5 protein-coding genes are annotated in these 6595 nt (G+C 71.8%); 3 read left to right on the top strand and 2 right to left on the bottom strand.

Annotated elements, in window-relative coordinates:
- Together FXO23_RS51190 and FXO23_RS39935 are read right to left on the bottom strand one after the other, a co-directional pair.
- Positions 1 to 3574, bottom strand: a 3574-nt coding sequence (locus FXO23_RS51190; RefSeq protein ID WP_218952292.1) for a non-ribosomal peptide synthetase, incomplete at its 3' end; no start/stop codon positions are given.
- A 38-nt stretch (positions 3575 to 3612) separates the two neighbouring features.
- Entirely contained in the window at positions 3613 to 3831 is a 219-nt protein-coding gene (locus FXO23_RS39935) for an MbtH family protein (RefSeq protein WP_158892214.1), read from the bottom strand.
- Between the two features lie 164 nt (positions 3832 to 3995).
- Here FXO23_RS39935 and FXO23_RS39930 point away from each other — a divergent pair, with 164 nt between their 5' ends.
- The 3 genes from FXO23_RS39930 to FXO23_RS39920 all read left to right on the top strand — a co-directional run bounded on the left by FXO23_RS39930 (position 3996) and on the right by FXO23_RS39920 (position 6543).
- A complete protein-coding gene (locus tag FXO23_RS39930; protein ID WP_158892212.1) occupies positions 3996 to 4934 on the top strand; it encodes an ABC transporter ATP-binding protein in 939 nt (312 codons plus the stop codon).
- Positions 4915 to 5652 carry an ABC transporter permease gene (locus FXO23_RS39925; protein ID WP_158892210.1) on the top strand — a complete coding sequence of 246 codons (738 nt, stop codon included), beginning with the start codon at positions 4915 to 4917 and terminating at the stop codon, positions 5650 to 5652. Before FXO23_RS39930 ends, FXO23_RS39925 begins: the two co-directional genes overlap by 20 nt.
- Positions 5653 to 5766: 114 nt before the next feature.
- Positions 5767 to 6543, top strand: a complete 777-nt coding sequence (locus tag FXO23_RS39920) for a DDE-type integrase/transposase/recombinase (RefSeq protein WP_158892208.1) — start codon at positions 5767 to 5769, stop codon at positions 6541 to 6543.
- Positions 6544 to 6595: the final 52 nt, after the last annotated feature.

Here is a 6595-nt window from a genome sequence, read left to right as displayed (position 1 = left end):
CCGGATCCTGCTCACTCCCGAGCACTTCCCGCTGCCACAACGTGTAATCCGCATACTGCACCGGCAACGCCTCGAACTCCGGGGCGATCCCGGCCGCCCGCGCCGCGTACGCGGTGGCCAGATCGCGCGCGAGCGGCTCGAGCGACCAGCCGTCCCCGGCGATGTGGTGCGCCAGCACCAGCAGGACGTGCGTGTCCGGGGCGAGGGTGAACACCTCGGCCCGCACCGGAATCTCGGCGGCCAGATCGAAGCCGCGACTCATCGCCTTCTCCAGCGCCTTGCCCAGTTCTTCCTCCGGAACGTCCACAACGGACAGCGGCGGCGCGCCCTCGGGCAGGATCAGCTGCGCGGGTTCCCCGTCGAGTTCGGGATACACGGTGCGCAGGGTCTCGTGCCGCCGCGCCAGATCGCCGAATGCGGCCCGCAACGCCTCGAGGTCGAGGTCACCGGTGAGCCGCAGCAGCATCGGCATGTGATAGGTCGGCGACGGCCCCTCCAGCCGGTTCAGGAACCACAACCGCCGCTGCGCGAACGACAACGGGATCCGCTCCGGCCGCTCCCGCCGCGCGAGGACCGACTGGACAAGCAGCGGTGCGTTGTCCAGCCGAGCCGCGAGTCCGGCCGCGGTCGGCGCCTCGAACAGGTCGCGGAGCTGGAGGTCGACGCCGAACACCCCGCGGACGCGGGACACCAGCCGGGTCGCCAGCAGCGAATGCCCGCCCAGGTGGAAGAAGTCGTCGTCGATCGTGACCGCGGCGGCGCCGAGCGTTTCGGCGAACAGGCGGCACAGCAGTTCCTCAGCCGGGGTTCGCGGCGACCGGCCGGTCCCGGACGTGCCGGTCGGCGCGGGCAGGGCCGTACGATCCAGCTTGCCGTTCGCGGTCACCGGCAGTTCGGGCAGCACGACGAACGCCGACGGCACCTGGTGCGCGGGCAGCAGCCCGGCCACGTACTCGCGAAGGTCCGCGGGGTCGGCGTCCGCGACGAGGTAGGCCACGAGCCGCCGGTCGCCGGGCACGTCCTCGCGCACGATCACGGCCGCCTGGGTGACGGACTCGTGCCCGGTCAGCACCGCCTCGATCTCGCCCGGTTCGATCCGGAACCCGCGGAGTTTCACCTGATCGTCGGCGCGGCCCCGGTATTCGAGAACACCCTCGGCGGTCCAGCGCACCCGGTCGCCCGTCCGGTACATCCTGGTTCCCTTTTCGAACGGGCAGGCCACGAACCGTTCGGCGGTGCGGCCGGGCCGGTCCCGGTAACCGCGGGCCAGCCCGGCGCCCGCGAGGTACAGCTCACCGGTCACCCCGGGCGGCACCGGGGACAGCGCGGAATCCAGGACGTAGGCGCGGGTGTTCGGGATCGGCGTGCCGATCGGCGGGGCTCCCGGGGCCAGCGGCGCGCTGATCGTGGCCGCGACCGTGGCTTCGGTCGGCCCGTAGGCGTTCACCATGCGCCGCCCGGGCGCCCAGCGGTTCACCAGGTCCGCCGGGCACGCCTCGCCGCCGACGATGAGCGTGCCGAATGCGGGCAGGTTCGCCGCGGGCACCCCGGCGAGGGCGGCGGGCGGGATCAGCGCGTGCGTCACCCGGTGCTCGCGCAGCACCGCGGCCAGCGCTTCACCGGTGAGCGGCCCGGCGGCTTCCGGGACCACGAGTGCCGCCCCGGCAGCCCAGGCGAGGCACAGTTCCAGCACCGAAGCGTCGAAACTGGGCGACGAGAACTGGAGCACGCGGCTGTCCGGTCCCGCCGCGAACCGCTCGACCTCCGCCGCGGCGAAACTCGCGATACCGGCATGCGTGACGACCACGGCCTTCGGCTTCCCGGTGGAACCGGAGGTGTAGATGGCATAGGCGGGACTTCCCGGCAACGGTCGCGGAAGGTCCACATCGGACGGGTCCGGCAGGTCGGCGGTGGTGTCCGTCAGCACGAACGCGGGCCGGGAATCGCGGAGCAGGTAGGCCACGCGCTCGGCCGGGTAGTCCGGATCGACCGGGACGTAGGCCGCGCCCGCCTTGAGCACGGCGAGGATGGCGGTGACCAGATCCGGGCCGCGGCGCATCGCGATCGCCACGAACCGTTCCGGTCCCGCGCCGCGGGCGACCAGTCGCCGGGCCAGGCGGTCGGCGCGGGCGTTCAACTCGGCGTAGGTGAGCCGGATCGAGCCGGAGACCACGGCGAGGTGGTCCGGGGTGCGCGCGGCCTGCGCCTCGAACAGTTCGGGGAAAGTCAGCGCCGGGATCGCCCGCGCGGTGTCGTTCCAGTCGTTCAGCACGCGGGACCGCTCGGCGGGGGTGGTCACCGCGAGCGTGCCGATCGGCCGATCCGCGTCCGCACCGGCGAATTCGGTCAGGAAGCCGAGGAACCGGCGCTGGTGCGCGGCCAGTTCGTCGGCGGTGTACCGCTCGGGGTTGGCGTCGAAGTCGATCCGCAGCCCGCGGCCGTCGGCGCCCGGGCGGATCTGCACGGACAGATCCTCCACCGGCCCGGCCGACAGGTTGTGCGGTTCGGCGCGGTGGCCGCCGAACGTCGGCTCGGCGTCGAAGGTCATGATGTTGACCTGCGTTCCGGCCAGCGGCTTCCCCACCGCCTTCAGTTCGCGGCGCAGATCCTCGTACGGGAACCGCTGGTGGCGCAGGGCCTCCCGCATCCGGGACGACACCTGGCGCAGCAGGTCCGCGCGGGGCCGGTCCGCGCGCGGCGCGAGCCGCAGCGGCAGGACGTTCGCCGTGGTGCCGGGCACGCGCTGGGCCGCCGGCCCCGGGCGTGCGGTGACCGCGAGGCCGAGCACCACCTCGTCCACCCCGGCCAGTCGCCGCAGGTACTCCGCGGTGGCCGCGACGATCAGCGACTGCCACGGCGCCCGCGCCGCGAACGCCACCTTCGTCAAGTTGTCTATAGTGGACTCGCTCAGGTTCGCGGTGTGGCGGAGCAGGGCGCGCGGCGGGGCCGGGGGCCGATCGGCGAGGCTCGCCGGATCCGGGAGGTCGGCGAACCGGGCGGTCCAGTGCTCGCGGTCGGCGGCGTAGTCGGCGGAGGCGCGGTAGGCGATGTCCGCTGCCACCAGATCCGCCAGCGGTCCGAACGGGTTCTCGCCGACGGGCGTGCCCGCGGCGAGCGCGGTGTAGATCTCGGCGGTGCGGCGCGGCAGCAACGCCATCGTGTAGCCGTCGGCGATCAGGTGGTGGCAGCGCTGGTAGAGGACGAACCGGTCGTCGGCGAGTTTCAGCAGGGCGAAGCGGAAGAGTTCGTCGCGCAGCACGTCGACCGGCCGGGCCAGTTCGGCGCGCATCCACGCGTCGGCGGCGGCCACCGGATCGGGTTCGCCGCCCAGCTCGACGAAGCACAGGGACGCGTCCGTGTCCGGGAGGATCTCCTGGCGCGGCCCGGCACCGTCGTCGTGGAAGCGGACCCGCAGCGTTTCGGCCTCGGCGATCACCCGGCGCACCGCGGCCGCCACCAGGTCCGGTTCGACCGGGCCGTGGATGTCCAGGTATCCGCCGATGTTGAACACCGGATTGGCCGGATCCAACTGCTGGGCGAACCAGATTCCGGACTGCGCTGCCGTCAACGCCAAACCCGCCATCGTTTTCTCCCGTCGCGAATTCGGTTTGTTCAGTCCGCCGAACCGTCCATCGCGATCACCAGGCTGCGTGGCCGCATATCCGTCCAGTTCTCCTCGATGTGGTCGAGGCAGGCCTGCCGGGTGTCCTTGCCGTGCACCACAACCCAGCCTTCGGGCACCTCGATGAACGCGGGCCACAGGGAGTACTGCCCCTCGTCGTTGATCAGCACGAGGTATTCGCCGTCCGGATTCTCGAATGGATTGGTCATGGTCTCCCTCATCCGTGACAACTTCGTCCGGGCGAGCGCCGCGGACACGAACCTGATGTGGGACGGGCGTGCCGATGACGCCACCGCCCTGTGCTCTGGGTCACTGCGCGGGAGGGCGTGCGCTCGTCGCGTCATGACGGCGGTCCGCACGCATCCGTCAGGTCATGCTGGCGATCGAGCACCTGTCCAAGGTGTACAAAAGCGTCCGCGCCAACGACGACATTTCCCTGCGGGTCCGGGCCGGTGAGGTGCTCGGGCTGCTCGGCCACAACGGGGCGGGCAAGACCACGCTGATCAACCAGGTCGCCGGGCTGACCGCGCCCACCTCGGGCACGATCACCCTGGACGGTTTCGACGCGGTCGCCGAACCCGCGCGGGCGCGACGGGTCGTTTCGCTGATGCCGCAAGGACATGCGCCGCTGGCCGGGGTGACACCCCGGCAGGCGATCGAGCTGCTCGCCCGCATCCGCGGCGCGGGAAAGCGCCGGGCCCGGGCCCGGACCGACGAGTTGCTCGCCGCGCTCGACATCGAGGAATGGGCCGACACCCGGGGCGAACGGCTGTCCGGCGGGGTCCGGCGGCTCACCGCGTTCGGGATGGCGGCGGGCGAACCGGGCCGGGTGGTCATGCTCGACGAACCGACCAACGACGTCGATCCGGTGCGCCGCCGGCTGCTGTGGACCCGGATCCGCGCGCTCGCCGACGAGGGGCGCGCGGTCCTGCTGGTCACGCACAACGTGGCGGAGGCGGAGTTCAGCACCGACCGGCTCGTCGTGCTCGGCGCGGGCCGCGTGCTCGCGCAGGGCAGCCCCGCCGAACTGCGCGCCCGGACCGCGGGCGAGCTGCGCCTCACCCTGTCCGGCGGCCGGGCCGCGACCGCCGTGCCCGATCCGGAGCTGCCGACCGCCGGGCCCGCCGGTCGTTCCGCACGCGGGATCTCGGTGCCGCTGCGCGAGGAAGCCGCCCCGGCCGCGCTCGCCTGGGCGCAGCGGCTGCGCGCCGCCGGGCTGATCGAGGAGTTCGCCCTGCTTCCGTCCAGTTTGGAGGATGTCTACGTGGAACTCGTCGGCGAGGAGCCCGCCCATGCGGCACTGGTTGAGTAGTTACGGCCTGCTGCTGCGCTGGAACGCGCTCCGGCGGCGCCACGAACTACCGCTCACCCTGCTGCTGCAGGCGGGCCTGGCGATCGGGCTCATGGTGGGCCTGTCGTTCCTGGTGCCGCGCATCGACGACGCGACCGCGCTGTTCCTCGCCACCGGCGCGCCGGTCCAGGGGCTGATCACCATCGGCATGGTGATCGCGCCCCAGCACGTGGCCACCACGAAACTGCAGGGCGTCTTCGACTTCAACCGGGCCCTTCCGGTGCCGCGCACGGCGATGCTGGCCGCGGACACCACGGTCGCCATGGCGATCGCCCTGCCCGGCGTGGTCGCGTCGATCTTCGTCGGCTGGTTCCAGTTCGACCTGCACTTCCGGCTCAGCCCGCTGGTGCTGCCCGCGTTTCTGCTGGTCGCGCTGACCGCGGTCGGCATCGGGTACGGCATCGGGTACGCGTTGCGCGCCGAGGTGACCCTGCTGGTGTGCCAGGCCATGCTGTTCTTCGCCCTGATGTTCTCCCCGATCAACTTCCCGCCGGACCGGCTGCCCGCCTGGCTGGCGGACCTGCACCGGGTGCTGCCGTTGACCTACATGGCCCAGGCCGTGCGGGAAACGCTGGTCACCCCGGTGACCGGGGTCAGCGGCCTGCCGTTCCTGGTGCTGGCCGCGTGGTGCCTGGCCGGGCTGGGACTGACCTACCGGGTGATGACCCGCCGGACCTGAGCACCTGTGGTCGTGAGTGTTTACGCCGGTTGGAACCGGTGTTCAGTCCCATGAGTTGTGGCACAGTGCGTGTCTTTGGTGATGTGTCGCTTGATCATCGTCTTGGCTGCGGTCATGGCGAGGAAGCAGGCGATAATGCGGCTCATGGACGCGACCCTGGTAGCCGGTGCGAAGATCGACAATGTCGCGGCGTGGTGCCGGGCGAACGGGGTGAATCCGCGCACGTTTTACCGGCACCGCCAGCGGATCGAGGCCGAGGGCGAATGGCGGCCGCGGTCACGGCGACCGAAAACGTCCCCGAACGCGACCCCGCCCGAGATCGTGGCCGAGATCGTGCGGCTGCGCGGCGAGCTGGCCCCGGACAACGGCGCGGACAACATCCGGGCCGGGCTGGAAACACTCGCGAACACCCAGGACTGGGCCGGGCGGGGGTGGCGGGTGCCGGTGCGGGCCACGATCAACCGGATCCTGGACCGGCACGGCCTGCTGGCCAAAAACCCCGCCAAACGGCCGCGCGCGTCGTGGCGGCGGTTCTCCTATGCCCGGCCGCGGGACTGCTACCAGATCGACGGCACCGAGTACACCCTGGCCGACGGGAGCACGGTGGTGGCGATCGATGTGATCGACGACTGCTCCCGGGTCTGGGTCGCCTCCCACGTCGCGCCCGCGGAGACCATCGACGCCGCCCTGGCCGCGATCGGGAAAGCGGTGGCCCAGTGGGGCCCGCCCGGGATGGTGCTGGCCGACAACGGGGCCGCGTTCGCCCACAAGAACCGCACCCGGGACAAAACCCTGACCAGCCGCTTCTCCCGCACCCTCGCCCGCGAGCACGGCTGCCGGGTCATCCACTCCAGCCCCTATCACCCGCAAACCTGCGGCAAGGTCGAATGAACCGCCCCGGGTTCGGTAGAGACTCGTTACTGGGGTCAGGCGACCAGGCTTG

It is taken from the genome of Amycolatopsis anabasis (assembly GCF_009765355.1).
GTDB lineage: Bacteria > Actinomycetota > Actinomycetes > Mycobacteriales > Pseudonocardiaceae > Amycolatopsis > Amycolatopsis anabasis.
Note: the sequence above shows the minus strand (reverse complement) of the source record. Positions and strands in the feature narration are given on the sequence as shown.

Bases quoted from the DNA above. Each gene is read 5' to 3' on its own strand.
- FXO23_RS39920 (WP_158892208.1), top strand. From the start codon at position 5,767: ATGGCGAGGAAGCAGGCGATAATGCGGCTCATGGACGCGACCCTGGTA.
- FXO23_RS39935 (WP_158892214.1), bottom strand. From the start codon at position 3,831: ATGACCAATCCATTCGAGAATCCGGACGGCGAATACCTCGTGCTGATC.
- FXO23_RS39930 (WP_158892212.1), top strand. From the start codon at position 3,996: ATGCTGGCGATCGAGCACCTGTCCAAGGTGTACAAAAGCGTCCGCGCC.
- FXO23_RS39925 (WP_158892210.1), top strand. From the start codon at position 4,915: ATGCGGCACTGGTTGAGTAGTTACGGCCTGCTGCTGCGCTGGAACGCG.